General features: G+C 45.4%; 17 protein-coding genes. 11 read left to right on the top strand and 6 right to left on the bottom strand.

What is annotated here, in order from left to right:
• Positions 1-313 precede the first annotated feature (313 nt).
• From QUA43_RS10860 to purB, 3 genes are all read left to right on the top strand, one after another.
• Positions 314-574 carry a DUF2281 domain-containing protein gene (locus QUA43_RS10860; protein ID WP_333373756.1) on the top strand — a complete coding sequence of 87 codons (261 nt, stop codon included), beginning with the start codon at positions 314-316 and terminating at the stop codon, positions 572-574.
• On the top strand, positions 571-957 hold the full coding sequence (locus QUA43_RS10855) for a type II toxin-antitoxin system VapC family toxin (protein WP_333373753.1): 387 nt from the start codon (positions 571-573) through the stop codon (positions 955-957). Before QUA43_RS10860 ends, QUA43_RS10855 begins: the two co-directional genes overlap by 4 nt.
• A 209-nt stretch (positions 958-1,166) precedes the next feature.
• On the top strand, positions 1,167-2,462 hold the full coding sequence (gene purB / locus QUA43_RS10850; RefSeq protein ID WP_333039418.1) for an adenylosuccinate lyase: 1,296 nt from the start codon (positions 1,167-1,169) through the stop codon (positions 2,460-2,462).
• A gap of 19 nt (positions 2,463-2,481) precedes the next feature.
• Here purB and QUA43_RS10845 read toward each other — a convergent pair whose 3' ends face one another.
• Both QUA43_RS10845 and QUA43_RS10840 read right to left on the bottom strand, forming a co-directional pair.
• Complete coding sequence (locus QUA43_RS10845) at positions 2,482-2,820, bottom strand: type II toxin-antitoxin system PemK/MazF family toxin (RefSeq protein ID WP_333373750.1); 339 nt, start codon at positions 2,818-2,820, stop codon at positions 2,482-2,484.
• A complete protein-coding gene (locus tag QUA43_RS10840; protein WP_333373747.1) occupies positions 2,820-3,056 on the bottom strand; it encodes a hypothetical protein in 237 nt (78 codons plus the stop codon). The genes QUA43_RS10845 and QUA43_RS10840 overlap by 1 nt, the downstream gene beginning before the upstream one ends.
• Positions 3,057-3,150: 94 nt before the next feature.
• Here QUA43_RS10840 and QUA43_RS10835 point away from each other — a divergent pair, with 94 nt between their 5' ends.
• The gene (locus QUA43_RS10835; protein ID WP_333373745.1) at positions 3,151-3,876 is read left to right on the top strand and encodes a M15 family metallopeptidase; all 726 of its coding nucleotides are present in this window, start codon (positions 3,151-3,153) and stop codon (positions 3,874-3,876) included.
• Positions 3,877-3,949: 73 nt separating this feature from the next.
• On the opposite strand, the gene QUA43_RS10830 is transcribed toward QUA43_RS10835, so the two are convergent.
• Entirely contained in the window at positions 3,950-4,783 is an 834-nt protein-coding gene (locus QUA43_RS10830; RefSeq protein ID WP_333373742.1) for an SH3 domain-containing protein, read from the bottom strand.
• A gap of 245 nt (positions 4,784-5,028) precedes the next feature.
• Between QUA43_RS10830 and QUA43_RS10825 the strand changes: the two genes are divergently transcribed.
• Positions 5,029-6,396, top strand: a complete 1,368-nt coding sequence (locus tag QUA43_RS10825; RefSeq protein WP_333373741.1) for an NACHT domain-containing protein — start codon at positions 5,029-5,031, stop codon at positions 6,394-6,396.
• 57 nt (positions 6,397-6,453) lie between these two features.
• Here the strand turns inward: QUA43_RS10825 and QUA43_RS10820 are convergent, their stop codons facing one another.
• Positions 6,454-7,152, bottom strand: coding sequence for a Uma2 family endonuclease (locus QUA43_RS10820; protein WP_333373738.1), 699 nt, complete (start codon positions 7,150-7,152; stop codon positions 6,454-6,456).
• A 218-nt stretch (positions 7,153-7,370) separates the two neighbouring features.
• Here QUA43_RS10820 and QUA43_RS10815 point away from each other — a divergent pair, with 218 nt between their 5' ends.
• Both QUA43_RS10815 and secD read left to right on the top strand, forming a co-directional pair.
• The gene (locus tag QUA43_RS10815) at positions 7,371-8,354 is read left to right on the top strand and encodes an alpha-ketoacid dehydrogenase subunit beta (protein ID WP_333373735.1); all 984 of its coding nucleotides are present in this window, start codon (positions 7,371-7,373) and stop codon (positions 8,352-8,354) included.
• A 155-nt stretch (positions 8,355-8,509) separates the two neighbouring features.
• Positions 8,510-9,907 (top strand): protein translocase subunit SecD, encoded by a 1,398-nt coding sequence (secD, locus tag QUA43_RS10810; RefSeq protein ID WP_333373732.1) that lies wholly within the window; start codon positions 8,510-8,512, stop codon positions 9,905-9,907.
• Positions 9,908-9,987: 80 nt separating this feature from the next.
• Here secD and QUA43_RS10805 read toward each other — a convergent pair whose 3' ends face one another.
• Complete coding sequence (locus tag QUA43_RS10805; RefSeq protein WP_333373730.1) at positions 9,988-10,134, bottom strand: hypothetical protein; 147 nt, start codon at positions 10,132-10,134, stop codon at positions 9,988-9,990.
• Positions 10,135-10,137: 3 nt separating this feature from the next.
• Between QUA43_RS10805 and secF the strand changes: the two genes are divergently transcribed.
• The gene (gene secF, locus QUA43_RS10800) at positions 10,138-11,106 is read left to right on the top strand and encodes a protein translocase subunit SecF (protein ID WP_333373727.1); all 969 of its coding nucleotides are present in this window, start codon (positions 10,138-10,140) and stop codon (positions 11,104-11,106) included.
• Positions 11,107-11,222: 116 nt separating this feature from the next.
• Positions 11,223-11,603: a hypothetical protein gene (locus QUA43_RS10795; RefSeq protein ID WP_333373724.1), complete on the top strand. Its 381-nt coding sequence runs from the start codon at positions 11,223-11,225 to the stop codon at positions 11,601-11,603.
• 148 nt (positions 11,604-11,751) lie between these two features.
• Here the strand turns inward: QUA43_RS10795 and QUA43_RS10790 are convergent, their stop codons facing one another.
• Positions 11,752-13,236 carry an ATP-binding protein gene (locus QUA43_RS10790; RefSeq protein WP_333373722.1) on the bottom strand — a complete coding sequence of 495 codons (1,485 nt, stop codon included), beginning with the start codon at positions 13,234-13,236 and terminating at the stop codon, positions 11,752-11,754.
• A gap of 1,572 nt (positions 13,237-14,808) precedes the next feature.
• Here QUA43_RS10790 and QUA43_RS10785 point away from each other — a divergent pair.
• Both QUA43_RS10785 and QUA43_RS10780 read left to right on the top strand, forming a co-directional pair.
• Entirely contained in the window at positions 14,809-15,207 is a 399-nt protein-coding gene (locus tag QUA43_RS10785) for a DUF4342 domain-containing protein (RefSeq protein WP_333261992.1), read from the top strand.
• A gap of 696 nt (positions 15,208-15,903) precedes the next feature.
• Positions 15,904-16,746: a hypothetical protein gene (locus QUA43_RS10780; protein ID WP_333373718.1), complete on the top strand. Its 843-nt coding sequence runs from the start codon at positions 15,904-15,906 to the stop codon at positions 16,744-16,746.
• The last annotated feature ends 218 nt before the right edge of the window (positions 16,747-16,964 follow it).

The following is a 16,964-nucleotide window of genomic DNA, read 5'->3' as shown; positions in this document are numbered from 1 at the left end:
TCTACGGACGATGTGTCACATATCTGGAAAGTTCGATCGCCCGAAATTCCCCATCCCGACTCAAGACCGATGCCTCGCAGATGTACAATAGGGCGATCGCACTCCCCAACGACCACCGCGATAGGGCGCTACACTCTGCCCGAAATGGGTAACATCAGATAAAAAGCAGTAAAAAACTAGAAAAAGGTTTATTGCAAGCTGGTTTTCGGCCCGTAGCAAGTGTTGAAATCAATGGTGCTTTTGTTTCAAGATGAGCATCGATCGCCAAAAAATAACGGATAATGACACTATCGCCAACATTGAGGGGAAAAAGATGACTTCTCAAACGATCGAAGTTTTGGAAGATTTGCTAGGTAAGTTACAGCACTTACTCCCGGAAAATCAGCAGCTTTTGTTAACTTTTGCAGAGTTTTTGCTGGAACGACAGATGCGATCGATCCCCGAAAACACTTCAGTTGAAGCTGCACCTCCTCCTCCGCAACAACGAGTTTTGGGTCTGCATCAAGGGATGGGCTGGATGAGTGAGGATTTTAACGAGCCACTTCCTGATGCGTTTTGGTTGGGTGAAGCATGAATATTTTGCTGGATACGCACGTCTTGATTTGGCTAGCGATCTCTCCCCAAAACTTATCGCAACAAGCGACGAATATTATCACCGATCCAACTCATACTTTGTTTACGAGCTTGGTTAGTATTTGGGAAATGCAAATTAAGCTTCAGCTTGGGAAGTTAACACTGAACGTGTCCTTAACTGAATTGATAGAACGCCAGCAGCAAGTCAATGGATTGCAAATTTTGCCGATCGAGCTAGCTCATATTTTTGCATTAGACACATTGCCAAATGCTCATCGCGATCCATTCGATAGACTCTTAATTGCTCAAGCCGTTGTGACTCAAATGCCTGTCTTAAGTATTGATGCTGTATTCGACAGCTACCCAGTACAAAGATTATGGTAGAGCGATCGGTTGAATAAGCTTTAACTTATAATCGGCGATCAGTAAAGAATATCGCATTCAGAATCAGAAACCGGGTTTTTACCAAATCTGCGGGCTACAAAGAAGTATTATCGTAAAAAACCCGGTTTCTGGGCCAATGTGTAAGTCCATTGGCTCTTGCATCCCCTCGCAGAGGTACAATAGGACGATCGCATTCCCCAACTCCCACCGTGATAGAGCGCTACACTTTGCCCGAAATGGGCAACATCTGGACTGAAACCGCCAAACTCAAAAGCTGGCTGCAAGTAGAAATCGCTGTCTGCGAAGCTCAAGCCGAACTCGGCTACATCCCCGCCGCCGCAGTCGAAGAAATCAAAGCTAAGGCTAATTTTGACCCCAAACGAGTCCTCGAAATTGAAGCCGAAGTCCGCCACGACATGATCGCCTTCTTGACAAATGTCAACGAATATGTAGGCGATGCCGGCCGCTACATTCACCTCGGCTTAACCAGTTCCGATGTGCTTGATACTGCTTTGGCGCTGCAATTAGTCGCTAGCGTCAATATCTTGTTAGAACGTGTCGAAGAATTGAGTCAAGCTATTCGCTATCAGGCTCAACAGCATCGCAATACCGTGATGGTTGGCCGATCGCACGGAATTCACGCCGAACCCATCACCTTTGGCTTTAAACTAGCAGGATGGCTGGCAGAAGTCTTTCGCAACCGCGCCAGATTAGTCAATTTGCGATCGTCCATTGCAGTCGGCAAAATCTCCGGTGCAGTCGGAACCTATGCTAATATCGATCCGCGAATTGAAGCGATCGCCTGTCAAAACCTCGGACTCGAACCGGATACCGCATCGACTCAAGTCATTTCGCGCGATCGACACGCCGAATACGTCCAAACCTTAGCACTGTTAGCAGCATCGATCGAGCGTTTTGCAGTAGAAATCCGCAACCTGCAACGCACCGACGTTCTCGAAGTCGAAGAATTCTTTTCCAAAGGGCAAAAAGGCTCATCCGCCATGCCCCACAAACGCAACCCGATTCGATCGGAAAGACTCACAGGGATGGCCAGAATCGTCCGCGCCAACGCCGTCGCAGCCTTAGAAAACGTAGCGCTTTGGCACGAAAGAGACATCTCTCACAGTTCCGTAGAACGGATGATTTTGCCCGATAGTTCCACTGTCACCCACTTCATGTTAGTAGAAACCACAGACTTAGTAAAACACCTGCTAGTCTATCCCGAAAACATGAAACAAAACATGAACCTTTACGGCGGAGTCATCTTCAGCCAGCGCGTGATGTTAGCTTTAGTAGAAAAAGGCACGAGTCGCGAAGACGCCTACAAAATTGTGCAATCTTGTGCTCACGAAGCTTGGAACAAACCGGGCGGCAATTTCTACAATTTAATTGCTAAGGACGATCGGGTAACAGCTAAGATGACAACCAAAGAAATTGATGATTGTTTCGATCCGCAGTATCAATTGAGGCACTTAGATTTAGTGTATCAGCGCTTGGGAATTTAAAAATTTTTTGAATTTCCTACTAAAGATACAAGATGGATCGTAATCCTTCATCTATTTCTTCCTGTAAATCCTGTGGTATTGTGCCAAGGCACTCAATTAAAAACGTTTTGTCCACAGTAAAAAGCTGAGAAATATTAGCCACAGAGTCCTTGGGTAAACCTGTGGCTTTACTCGGTAACGAGACATTACCTGGTGCTTCCGCTAACCGCAGATTAGAAGTAATGATGACGACGATTACAGTGCTAATACGACTTTGAGTAAAAGTATCATCCTGAACAATTAAGACGGGACGACGATATCCAGGTTCTGAAGCAACTGGAGAGGGTAAGTTTGCCCACCAAATTTCTCCGCGATACATTACCAATCCTCATGGGGTAAGGACATAAATTGCATCTTTGCCAAGACAGGATCTAGTTCAGAGGACTCTTCAGAATAGACTTGATTTAGTTGGCTCAAAATTCGATCGCGGTTGTGTCGCCGCAGATACGCCTGCAATGCTTTTGTATAAAGCTCACTGCGTGATAACCCTAACTGACTAGCCAAAGCCTCGGCTTCTTCAAAAACTAAATCTGGAAGTGAAATTGCAGTTTTCATAGCTCCCCTTGCTGTCACGGTTACTACATAATATTGGTTATAGCATAGAACAACCACCTCAATCTACTTTTTAACACTCACAATCCCAACAGCTATGAAATTTAATCGTTTTGGAAAATACTTAATCGCATTTATGCTAGTGTTGCTATGTGCGATCGGTCTGCACCATACAACATTTGTCCGCGCCCAGGAGCCGCCACAAGTGCAAATTACCCAACCAGAACCAAACCCTGTAGTACCTGAAAGTATTTTCATGAGTCAACTTCCCAGTGGGGCGCGACTGGTTGACATCCGCACTGTAAATCCCAACATTCGTCTCGATATCCGATACGCCACTACTAACAATTTTTTGAAACGAAAACTTTACCCTATATCGAAATGCGCCTTAAGAAGTTCTGTTGCTCAAAAGTTAGGGCTAGTTCAAACAGATTTGGAAAAAATCGGATTGGGTTTGAAAGTTTACGATTGCTACAGGCCTTTCTCTGTCACTAAGCAAATGTGGCAAGCTTGGCCAGATCCGCGCTATGTTGCTAATCCTGCTAGGGGTTCGCGGCACAATCGCGGTGCTGCTATTGATTTGACTTTAGTCGATCGCACTGGCAAAGAATTAGAAATGCCCACACCTTACGATGATTTTACCGAAAAAGCTCACGGAGATTATCAAGGCGGCAGCGCCGAATCTCGGAAAAATCGTCAAGTGCTTAAGGAGGCGATGAAAAAACACGGATTTATCGGTATCACAACAGAATGGTGGCACTTTGATTCGGAAGATTGGCAGAAATTTGCAATTCTTGATATATCCCTTGGGGCGATTCCTTAATTATACTATTGATTAAAAGTCGCAGATCCGGGTAGGAAGACGGCACTGCTGTATCCCACCGATGTCAGGAAAATTATCGCAATTGAACCGAAAATTCGTATTCGTATCCCCGGAAATTTGAGTCTAATTGTAATGTGTAATTGCCTGTTACTGGCACTTTTCCAGTCCACTCTGTTTCATTGCCTTCATAAGGATTTCCTGCTAAAAGTTTGCCACGAGGAGTTATAATTTGCGGGAAAACATCTTTCCGATTCCTAACAGTCATTGTTTGACCTTTTCGGGCGCGAATCCGGTAAGAGTGGCTGCCGCCGCCGATAATTCGACCTTTAACAATTGCCTCATCTCCTCCCGGCCGAAAATTAATCTGCTGGGTGACGTTAGAACAACTGCTTTCGGTGCGGTTTTTGGCAATCCAACCGGGCGGATCGGTAATTCGCAGCCAACCGTTTTGTTCTTCGGCGACTGAAACAAAGGTATTATTTTTAAGTTTTCCTACTATGTTGCTGCCCCTTACTTGCGGGATCGATCGCACATTTAGCGGTGGATTCGGATCGCTGACTACAGCTTGGGTGATTTTGCAACCCGAATTTGGCGGTGTGACAACTACTGGCTCAACTTTTTGCCCAGAGACTCCTGCAACTAGGGAGGATTGAAGTGCTGGTGTTTGTGCCGGTTGGGGTTTCGGAGATTCTACCGCCTGGGTTTGTGCTTGCAGATGTTCTGGTTGCCGAGATTCAGGGTTGTTCGTCGGCCCTGCAATCTGGTTTCTGGTGGATGCCGGTGATTCAGCGATGGGAGGATTGGATTGTTTCATCGCACCCGACTGTATAGTGGCAACAGCCACTCCCACCGCTGTTGCCACTCCTGCTAAGCTTACTGTGATGATTTGAGCCTTCGTAAATGACATAAAAAACCCTCTCTGTATCTATACTAATAATTTTTGTTTGGGAGTTGGGGCGATCGCCAGTTAATTTATAGTGGAAATACCTAGTGCGGCCCACAGGGTCAGGATTTTTAGATAAAATTTCAGATCCATAATTGCCGCAATAATTTGAGTGAATATATACTGGACGCCTATACTGATGGTAATCTTGCTCTGGGGTATTTGCGCGCAAATTTGCGAAGGTAAGCGTTCAGCGCGAGGTACATAAAATGTCAAAATTGATTCCTCTGAGATTACAACCGCCTCGCGATCGATTGTTGGAGGAGGTGAAGCAGGAAGTCCAAGCAGGGCGATCGCAGTCATTGCACGCGGCTGTGCTGGCTAACCTCAGTCAAGACTCGCCGCCTGTTGGTGTTAACCGCTGTTGGGATGTGGAAGTGAAAGCGGGGAACCGTCCGAGTTTTCGGCTTCCTCCCACAGCAAGCGTTGCTAAAGTGTTCGATCGCGCCGGCGGCAAATTGGTAATTTTGGGAGCCACGGGTGCAGGCAAAACTACGACGCTGCTAGAATTAGCTCGCGTGTTAATTTCCCGCGCCCAAAAAGATGCTAGTTTGCCAGTACCAGTGCTGTTTGAACTCGGATCATGGAAAGCAGAATCCGGGGCGATCGCCGATTGGTTAATTGCTCAACTTCACTTCAAATACGGCATCTCTCCTGCTGTCGGCAAAAAATGGCTTGCCGAACAAAAATTGCTGCCTCTCCTCGACGGCTTGGACGAAGTAGAAACCCACCGCCAAAATATCTGCATTCAAGCAATCAATCACTTTGTTGAAAGCGAATTTAAACCCAAACATTTAGTAGCTTGCAGCAGTTTTGAAGCTTACAAAAACTGCTCCACTAGATTTCGCCTGCAAGCAGCGGTTTTATTGAAACCTTTAACAGAAACTAAAATCCAAAATTATTTGCTAGAAGCCAGAAGCCGCGAACTTTGGTACAGCATTGAGCATGAGCCGGAATTGTTGAAATTGGCAAAAGTTCCCTTGCTTTTGAGCATGATGGCTTTGGCTTACGACGATATTTTAATTGAAGCTTGGAAGCGCATAACTTCCGCAGAAGAACAGCGCAAATATCTCTTAACTGCCTATATTCGCCACCAAATGACCGGGCAAGTCAAGCAGTATCCCAGAGGTAAGGAACTGCGGCCGGAACAAATTCGCCACTGGCTGGGATGGTTGGCCAGAAGGATGGAACAGCAAGGAATTCAAGAATTTTACCTCGATCGCATACCGTCTAGCTGGCTGCAAACAGGCGAGGAACGGCGCAAGTATCAGTTTGGAGTCAAGCTGCTTGGCGGGCTGATGTGGGTGATTTTGGGATTAATTGCCAGCCTAATCTCCGGGTCGATTTGGGGAATAATTGCGGGTGCTGTTGCTGCGGTAATTAGTGCTTTTTTGCCGGGAATTCCGGGGGTTGAAAGTTTTATATTGCACCTGGTGCTGTGGTCGAACGGCTACATTCCTTGGGATTACAGGCGTTTTCTCGATGCTGCGACCGATCGCCTGCTGCTGCAAAAAACTGGCGATCGGCGCTATCGATTTATTCACGATTTACTGCAAAAACATTTTGCTGAAATATAAATTATCGATCGCCCCTACCTGAAACAAAATAGCGATCGATCAAATTACTGACTGCCATTAGTTCAAATTGTCTGGGTCTACTCCCAACTCTCGCAATCTTTGAGCTAATTGTTGGGCGCGCCGATCTAATTGTTGGGCGCGTTGCGCTTCATGTTTCACTTGTTCTTCAGGTGTCAAATAGCGTTTGCCATCGGCATCGTACCAATACAACCACTCTCTTGTCACCCCAGAATAATTTCCCCTTTCACAACCAATTCCCAAACCGATTTCTGGCATCCAAACAGGATTTCCTGACTGCAGTTCATACTTGCCATTGACTAACTTGTGTACTTCCAAACGCGGTTTAGGGCGGCGGCGGGAAGAATAAATCACGTAATAAAGTACGCCTAAAGCTTGATATTCTTCCAATTTCGTGCTGTATTCCTTGCGATAATTTTGGGAAACAACTTCTAGCACGAACAGCGGCATGACATTTTCATCCCACACCACGTAACTGGGACGCAATTCTTCGTCGTAAAACCGTTCTACTCCTAAACTCAAGAAACCATCTGGGACAATAGCTGGCTTGTCATGGTGATAGTAAACACCCATATCTATCCCAAAAAACCAGTCCATGCGTGACGACCAAAGTATTAGCAAGATTGCTTTTAGCAACCCCGGTATTAATTCTTGCAGTTCGTTATCCACAGGCGTTTCATCCGAGTCTGGTAGTTCGTCGGCTGAGGGCAAGTTCCTCGGCAAGTTGTACTGTAACATTGCTGCTTTCCTCAAAACTAATTCATATTATATAAACGCAAATTACTCTTGAACAAGAGAATAGTTTTTCAATGATTTGACAAAAATAGCCAAACATGATAAAGGGATTGCCAATTCTGCACGCTTTAAGTACAAAATGTTCGATCGACTCCTAGATCGACACCCCCAAAAGGTTAAGATTCTAATCTGACCCTCCTGCAATCATTGCTTCACCTCCTATGACGGAAACCTTATTGTTCAACGCCCTCCGCGAGGCGTTAGACGAAGAAATGGCCCGCGACTCCGCCGTATTCGTACTCGGCGAAGACGTAGGTCAATACGGCGGTTCCTATAAAGTCACCAAAGACCTCTACAACAAATACGGCGAACTTAGAGTGCTCGACACCCCGATCGCCGAAAATAGCTTTACGGGTATGGCAGTAGGCGCAGCAATGACGGGATTGCGGCCGGTCATCGAAGGCATGAACATGGGCTTTTTGCTGCTGGCCTTCAACCAAATTTCCAATAACGCCGGAATGCTGCGCTACACATCGGGCGGCAACTTCAAAATGCCAATGGTAATTCGTGGACCCGGCGGCGTGGGCCGGCAACTCGGCGCCGAACACTCCCAGCGCTTAGAAGCATATTTCCAAGCAGTACCGGGTTTGAAAATAGTCGCCTGTTCGACTCCCTACAACGCCAAAGGACTCTTAAAATCAGCCATCCGCGACGATAACCCCGTTCTGTTTTTCGAGCACGTTCTTCTTTACAACCTCAAAGAAAATTTGCCAGAAACAGAATATTTAGTGCCGCTGGACAAAGCAGAAATTGTGCGATCGGGCAAAGATGTCACAATCGTGACATATTCGAGGATGCGGCACCACGTCATGCAAGCCGTGCCCGCCCTGGTAAAAGAAGGTTACGATCCAGAAGTAATCGACCTAATTTCTCTCAAACCCCTGGACATGGAGACCATCGGCGCATCCATTCGCAAAACTCACAAAGTAATTATTGTAGAGGAGTGCATGAAAACAGGAGGCATCGGTGCCGAACTAATTGCTTCGATTAGCGATCGATTTTTTGACGAACTCGACGCACCGGTTTTGCGCCTGTCTTCACAAGATATTCCCACACCTTACAACGGCAATTTGGAAAGACTGACAATTGTCCAGCCCAATCAAATTGTCGAAGCCGTCCAAAAAATGGTAGCTTTGCGAGTATAAATAGTTATTGGTAATTTGTTATTTGTTGTTGGTTATTTGTTATTTGTTATTTGAAGACCGAAAAAAAGCTCGGGACGAACCAATAACCAATAACCAATAACCAATAACCAATAACCAATAACCAATAACCAATAACCAATAACCAATAATTAAATATGCAAAAACAACGTTCCCTATTAGCCCTAATTTTTGTTTTAATCATCGCCGCCATTACTGTAATAGTAACAATTCCGACGCGGCTGGGATTAGACTTGCAAGGAGGGTCGCAACTCACAATTCAAGTAAAAACTACCCCCACAATTCCCAAAATTGATCAGGGAATGTTAGAAGCAGTGCGGCGGATTGTCGAAAACCGCGTCAACGGTTTGGGTGTTTCCGAAGCATTAGTCCAAACAGTAGGAGAAGACCAAATTCTCGTGCAGTTGCCCGGAGTAAATGACCCGCAGCAAGCAGAACGAGTTTTGGGAGGCACGGCCAAGCTAGAATTTCTGGAACAACTGCCCGGAACAGAAGCACAATTAGGCATTGAAAGGCAGTTGCAGCAGGAATTACTGGTCAAACAAGCAGAATTGAAAACTAGCCCGAATGAGGCAGCAATTAAAGAAAATCAGGCTGCTTTGAAAAGAAGCAATGAGGCGATCGCCAAACTCTTCAAAAGCAGCGGCCTCGGCGGCGAAAACCTCAAAGACGCTCAACCTCAACCCTTGGCCTCTGGGAACAACTGGAACGTTGCTCTTGTTTTCGATACCAAAGGAGGCGAACTCTTTGCCCAACTCACTAAAAATTTAGCAGGCACCGGACGCAGTATCGGTATTTTCCTAGACGACAGAATGATCAGTTCTCCAGTCGTCGGCGTTGAATTTGCCCAGACAGGAATTACTGGTGGAAGTGCCGTAATTCAAGGCAACTTTACAACGCAAGAAGCCAACGATTTGGCAGTGCAATTGCGGGGCGGCGCTTTGCCGGTACCGGTCGAAATTGTAGAAAACCGCACCATCGGCGCTAGCTTGGGTAGAGACAGCATTCAAAGCAGTATTAACGCAGGTATCGGCGGCTTAGTTTTAGTCTTGATTTTCATGGTTGCCTACTATCGACTCCCTGGCGTAATTGCCAATATTGCGCTGTTAATTTATGCTCTGTTAACTTGGGCAGCTTTCGTGCTTTTGGGAGTGACATTAACGCTGCCGGGAATTGCGGGTTTTGTACTCAGCATCGGGATGGCCGTGGATGCTAACGTGTTGATTTTTGAACGCACGCGGGAAGAGTTGCGGGCGGGGAAATCGCTTTATCGATCGGTAGAATCGGGTTTTTACCGCGCTTTTTCCAGCATTTTAGACGGTAACGTCACAACAGTTATTGCTTGTGCTGCTTTGTTCTGGTTGGGCGCTGGTTTAGTTAAAGGGTTTGCTGTAACTCTGGCATTGGGAGTATTAGTGAGTATGTTTACTGCGCTCACTTGCAGCCGCACTCTGCTGTTCGTAGTATTAAGCTTTCCAGCATTGCGGAAACCTCAGTTGTTTTGTCCCGGTTTGTCGAAAACTGCTAATAGTTAACTGTTGACTGTTGACTGTTGACTGTTGACTGTTAACAGACTACGTAAGGTACGCACTCGGTAAGGTACGCATTGCCCACCCTACATTGAGAAGTTTTTCTTCCCTCTTCCTTCTTCCTTCTTCCTTCTTCCTTCTTCCCTCTTCCCTCTTCCCTCTTCCCTCTTCCCTCTTCCTTCTTCCTTCTTCCCTCTTCCTTCTTCCCTCTTCCCTCTTCCTTCTTCCTTCAAATTATGAAATTCAGTGTAATCAAACAACGATCGATCTGGTGGAGTATTTCCGCCGCTATCATCCTCGCAGGTATAGTGTCGATGGCGATTTCTTGGACTCGTCCCGACATCCGCGCACCGCTGCGCCCCAGTTTAGATTTTATCGGCGGCACTCGCCTGCAATTTGAACTCGACTGCACGAAACCAGAAAATTGTAAACCGATCGATCTTGCTGCTGTCCGCGAAGTCCTGGACGCCCAAGGTTTGGCAGGCAGCAGCATTCAAGTTATCGGCCAAGAACAGCGTGGTTTGTCGCTGCGAACAAAAACTTTGGATGTCGAACAGCGGACTGAGTTGCAAGCAGCTTTGAGCCAAAAAATAGGTGCTTTTGCTCCTCAATCTACTCAAATTGATACAGTGGGGCCTACCCTCGGTAAACAATTATTTACTTCTGGATTGTTGGCTGTATTTATTTCCTTTGCTGGAATTACGGTTTATCTAACATTCCGGTTTCAGTTGGATTATGCCTTTTTTGCTTTCGTTGCTCTATTCCACGACGTGTTGGTTACTCTTGGTGTTTTCTCGTTTTTGGGTTTAGTTCAAGGAGTGGAAGTTGACAGTTTATTTGTGGTCGCTATCTTGACAATTATCGGTTTTTCTGTTAACGATACAGTGGTAATTTACGATCGCGTGCGCGAAGTAATTAAGCTAAATCCGGGACAGTCGATCGATCAAATTGTCGATGATGCGGTCATGCAGACGCTAGGAAGGTCAATTAACACGACGATGACAACGCTGCTGACATTGTTTTCAATCTTTTTGTTTGGCGGCGAAACCCTCAAATACTTTGCTTTAGCATTGATTGTCGGCTTTATTGCGGGTGCGTATTCGAGTATTTTCATTGCCAGTACGCTACTAGCTTGGTGGCGCAGTCGCACCGGCCATTCCATCCCCGTCCCTGCAGAAGGAATCAACCAGTCAGAGGAAGTTTAATTGACTGTTAACGGTTAACTGTTGACGGTTAACTGTTGACGGTTAACTGTTGACTGACTAATAATAAATCATCAATAACCAATAACCAATGACAAATGACAAATGACAAATAACAAATGACTACTGACCAAACTTTTCAAATTGAAGTCCAAAGGCTTCACAAACTAACAGTTTACGGCCGCTGGTTAACTGTGATATTGCTGTGGATTAGCGTCGGTTCTTTGAGCCTTTGGGGTTTGCGCCGCGAAATCGCTTTGTGGTTAGAACACTTCACTTGGGCGGCGGTGCGCTACGGTTTATCTTTTCATCGCTGGCCGACTCTCGGTTTGGGTTTGTGCTTGGGAATGACTTTAGGAGTGCTAACTTGGCAAAGTCGCAATATGGTGCGAGGATTGCCCCTGCGGGAAAAACAGGGTTTGGAAAACCAAGTGCGCCGCATTCGCCAACAGGGGCCGAGTCATCCTTTGTGGAAGTGGGTTTGCAAAGGTTCACCGTAGCTGACGGGCTTTATTCTTTAGTCTCAAGCGAGAGGAACGAAAGTTTAACAAGAAGCGGTTTCAACGGCCAAGTCCCTAACTTTTATTGCTTCTGCCTTCTCCCTTCTTCCTTCTTCCTTCTTCCTTCTTCCTTCTTCCTTCTGCTATATCACGCAAAGCGAGGCAAAATCTGTGCTAGGGAAGACTGTTGAAGGGGAATTTCGATCGCAAATTCTGCACCTTTTCCCGGTTCCGAAAAGCACTTCAATGCGCCGCGGTGTTGGTTGACAACAATTTCATAGCTAATGGACAGTCCCAAACCCGTTCCTTGGCCGACCGGCTTAGTAGTAAAGAAAGGGTCAAACAACCGCTTCCGAACATCTTCTGTCATCCCCGGCCCGTTGTCAGAAATTTTAATTATTACCTTTTTTTTCTCAATTAACTCGGTGTGAATCCGAATCGTAGGAATCAGGCGGGTAGACTTAGAAAGGGATGATTGAGTCGTTGTACAAGACTGCTTTTGGTCGCCTAAGTGCGACTTTTTAGGGTTTTTTCTATCGACATTTTCGTATTTATTAGACTCAACCAGAGCGTAAACTGCATTAAGTAAAATATTCATAAATACCTGATTGAGTTGTCCGGGATAGCACTGCACCAGCGGCAAGTCGCTGTATTCTTTGTGAATTTCGATCGCCTCCTGCCCCGGTTTCCCTTTAAGCTGGCTTTGCAAAAGCATAATCGTGTTGTTGATACCGTCGTGAATGTTGACCTGCTTCATTTGAGCTTCATCTAATCTGCAAAAATTCCGCAGCGACAAAACGATATCGCGGACTCTTTCTGCACCTTGCTGCATGGAATTTAAGACTCTTGGCAAGTCTTCTAGCAAATAATCGAGTTCAATTTTTTCAGCTTCCGCTGCAATTTCCGGTATGAATTCGGAACACTGCTGCCTGTAGATGTCGAGCATCTGCATTAAAGCTTGCGTGTATTCTTTAGCGTGGTGCAAATTGCTGTAGATAAAGCCGATCGGATTGTTGATTTCGTGAGCTACTCCTGCTACTAACTGTCCCAAAGAAGACATTTTCTCAGTTTGAATTAGTTGAGTTTGAGTGCGCTGAAGTTCCAGCAGGGCAAGTTCGAGCTGTTGGGCTTGATGTCTCAATTGCGCTTGCGACTCGCGCATCGCCACGGTTGATAACTCGTGAATTTGCAACTGAGAAAGCAGCAGTTGGTGTACGTCTAAAAGTTTGTAAATTTCCGGTTCTACTTGTACTACAATTGGCTCGTGGATGAGTTCGGGCGATCGCTCCAAAGACTGCCGCACTGCTGTCATAATTGAGGTTTCGCGATCGAGAACCAACATATCAGTTTTAGTAAAGCGGTAGAGTATCAACAAAGGCTGTTGAGAAAATAACTCCAAGCTGTAGGGGCGGCTCATGTGTTCAAAAAAACGCCGCCGCGAAATCATCCCTGTAAACTTTCCTTCCTGAGTGATGATGATCCCGGGAAGTAAAGGGTTTGCCTGAAAAATTTTAGCAACTTCGTCCCCCGGACACTCAGACTCTAGGAAAAAATCGTAGAGGGTTAATTCCTGTAGAGTCGATCGCAAACCAAGCGGCGATTTCAGGGGACTCAACCCGTCAGTTTCATACACTGCTCCCTCCTTTGGTAATTGGCAGTTGCGGTTGGCTGCTGGAGTCTTGCCTACTATTTAGAAGGCCTTTTCAACTCTTTTTATAGCTTAGTCATCAACTTTCGTCTGCTCCCTCGAATCCAGTTAATTCAGCAGGATTATTTTTTGCCTTAAATCGTGCTGGTGTCCCCCGAAACGATATTGCAGGTTAGATTGATTTAACAGCAGACACCCCTTTGAAACCTGACTATGTATTGAATTTTATATATCCAAGATTTTACTAATCCGAATATAACAGTCATAACTATTTTTAATGTTTGATGACATTAATTTGGTTCAGATGGATAGACATCTGCGACCTGTGGCAGTACATTTCGTATTACCCCTTGCGTAAAATTATATTACAATAAGACAAGAATAGCGACAAATCGGCAGCCGATCGCCCGATTTTAAAATTCAGGCAAAACAGGTTTCCGGCAATTGCTAATAAATCTCAATTGTCAGTTTTTTTGCACAAATGCCGATCGCACTCAACCCGAAGATTGTATTGTAGGTAGTCTCCGAGCCAGGGACAGCCGAGGGCGAGCAATTTGTCAAGTTCGGCAGCTTATACTTTAGCCACATCGAGACTCCAAAGCTTCACCAACGAAATTTTTCCCGGCAGATGCTAAAGTTGTGCGATCGCAACTAAAACTCACATTCCACACATCCGCTTGATGTGCCTTAAAAGTTTCCCGAAAAGTACCGTCGGGGCATCAACTTGAGATTCAAATTCTGTCGCTGGCAAATCGGACACGGAGAATCAAGAGGAAGCAGAAGCAAATAATTCTATTTTACCTGATATCTTACACCTCTGTCAGCAACAGGCTTTGGGCCCTGTTCCACAAAATATCAAGTTTCTTGTGGGGAGTAGGGGTTGGGCCCCAGAACCCGCCCATAAAAGCCTTATTGAGAATGGTGCAACATCTCAGTTTGACCCGAATTTTTTCCCAACCTCCACTTCAATTTGAGGAAGTTGGTTTGGTTGCGATAATCTTTCGATCATTATTACTTCTCCTCCCCCTTGATTTTAGGCAATTCTCATTAGAAACTCTAAGATGTTGATTTGAGGAACCCTGGGGGGTCGGGTTTGGTTGGGCGATCGCACTGAGCTAAATTGAAATGACATTTGAGGAAAGTAAGCGACGGTTTCCATGTGCGGTTTCCCGAACGAGAGGTGGTAACTGTATACACGGCGGGACGATCGTACTTTCCGTACAATGTCAGTATTTCAACCTGTACACCTGTTGAGTCAGAGTCTGTGAGAGTGTAAAAGTCGCTCTCATCCTTTCGTTGTCGGGATTGGAGGTTTTTCAAGGGTGGGGCGGTGCGAGAACCCGAAGCAGACAGTTAACTAAACGGCACAAAGAGACAGGGACAGATGGGATCAGCCCAGAAGCGAGAGAGTGAGGGAATTTTCATCATCATACCTTCAGAAAATCACGACAGCAGCAGCAAGATCACCCAAAAGAATGATTGATTCAAAAAAAGTTGCATGTTATATTTCAATATAATTCTATACAAAAATACTTTTACCTAAAAGGAGAACAAAAAATGGACACACCTACAGATCGCGAACAAGAACCTGTCGGGACAAGAGAGCTCGAATCAATACCTGTATCTGAAAAAGTTTCTGCCCAAAAAGTTGCTGAGGTTAATTTTGAAACGACTCCTTTAGAAACCCCTGCTTATACTCAGGAAAAAGTTAGCGTCGAAGAGGTAAAAATTAACGGAGACGATTTGGTTGCTAAAGTTAAAGAATTGATTCACGAAGGAAATATCCGCCGCATCATTATCAAAAATGAAGAGGGACGGATCTTAGTAGAAGTTCCTTTGACAGTGGGAGTAGTTGGTGGAGTCATCGGTGCGGCCTTGTTTCCCGTCATTGCAGCCGTAGGAGCGATAGGTGCATTAGTCGCTCACATGACCATCATCATTGAAAGAACAGAATAAAAAAATTCACTTGTTAGTAAGGCTCCTGTCCGGTTAATTTCCCGCAATAAAGCTTGTTGGTAGTGAGTACGACTATCCTCTCTAGATGGATGAGAAAAAACTTGCTTTTATTACTAAAAACTTAATTGTGGCTATCTAACCGGACTTAAACACATTTCAAGCACAAACTGGCTTTATAAATATAGCAATCCTAAATGAGTCGTAAAAAATTTACGACTCATTTAGGATTGCTATAAGCTGTCGCGCATTTAAATTGTATATTCAGGGCAGGCGGGACGCCCAACCCCTACTCCCCACAAGACTTTAATTGTTTTTGACATACAATTTCAATGCCGCAACAGCTAATGCTTGCACAGCAAGCATTATAAATAACTCATTTAGCCGATATTCTTTGTTGAAGTCCGGCTAATTCTATCCCTTTGGGGACTTGGGAATCACTCTAGGGGTAGAGCCTGGTTAATACCTTAACGAGTTAGATTGGATACAAATGAAGGAAAAACCAAAAGTTCTCTAAACTCCCTAAGCTAAAAGCTGTTAAGCATTTAAACTCATGAGCCAAACACCCAACGCTTACACCTGAATCTTGACAGTAAATCAAAATAAGTGATTTAAATGCTCAACAGCTTAGCTCAAGTTTTCAAACCAGAGCATCTCCTACAGACAAATATTTTTTGAATAGTTGTGCCGAAGATAATTATGAAACCTAACGAAGAAAATAGCTCTAGCCGTGAAATTCATCAAGAAGTTCACACCGATGCAACTAACGGTCACGTCAGTACAACGCGAACTACTACAAGTGTTCCGAGTACAACGGGGAAGGCTTCTCAAGAAGCAGCTCATCACCAAGGTTATGTACAGGGTGAAATGGCCGAAAACCACCGCCAAGTTGGAGTCCAAGAAGTCCGCGATAACGAGAATGCTGGTCGCGGGTTACTGTTAGGGATTCTTCTTGCTTCTTTGGTAGGCTTAGTTCTGGGCAGTGTATATTACTTCAATCGGGGTGAGGAGGCTCCTACTCCTACTGCTGCTCCTGTGATTGTTGTACCGAAAGCGAATCAGCCTTCAGCAACACCAGCTCCGACTCGGACGATAGAGAGAGAAAAAACGATCATTCAAAAGATTGTTCCGGTTCCGGTTCAACCATCTCCAGCTCAAAACGCTACGCCGAGTCCTCAACCAAGTCCAGCTCAACAGGCAACTCCGGCTCCTCAAGCAAATCCTTCTCCCAATATCAATATTACAATTCCAAATTCACAGCAGCAAGATGCACCCGCTCAGCAAGCAGCGCCGTCTCCATCTTCGCCGTCAAATAATACCAATACTACGGTTCCGACTCCGCAGAATGAGCCAGATTCCACTCCACCAACTCCAGCACCTGAGAGTTCAGCTACTCCATCTCCAACTCAAGGTGAGGGCGCTCCTGGAACAGGTACCAGCGGCGAAACTAATACCGACAGCCAGAGCGATTCTAATCCTACAGATACGGCTGTACCTAATAGCAACTCCGGGGCAGAGGGTGCGGCTGGTTCACCGCAATAGAAGTTTGATGTCGAATTAGTCCGCCAGAGGTTCAAACCCCTGACTCATAGCTAAAGTCCTTTAAAGCTGATATCTGGCACCATTGTCAGCAACAGGCTTTTCGGCCTGTTCCACAAAGAGTTAATTTTCTTGTGGAACAGGCCGAAAAGCCTGTTCATAAAAGGCTTATTGAGAATGGTGCAACATCTGAGTTAAAGAGGACTTTTTTTATGGTTTAA

The organism is Microcoleus sp. N9_B4 (genome assembly GCF_036701635.1).
In the GTDB taxonomy this organism is placed as follows: Bacteria; Cyanobacteriota; Cyanobacteriia; order Cyanobacteriales; family Microcoleaceae; genus Microcoleus.
The sequence above is the reverse complement of the archived record's forward strand: the minus strand, read 5'-3'. Positions and strand labels throughout refer to the sequence as shown.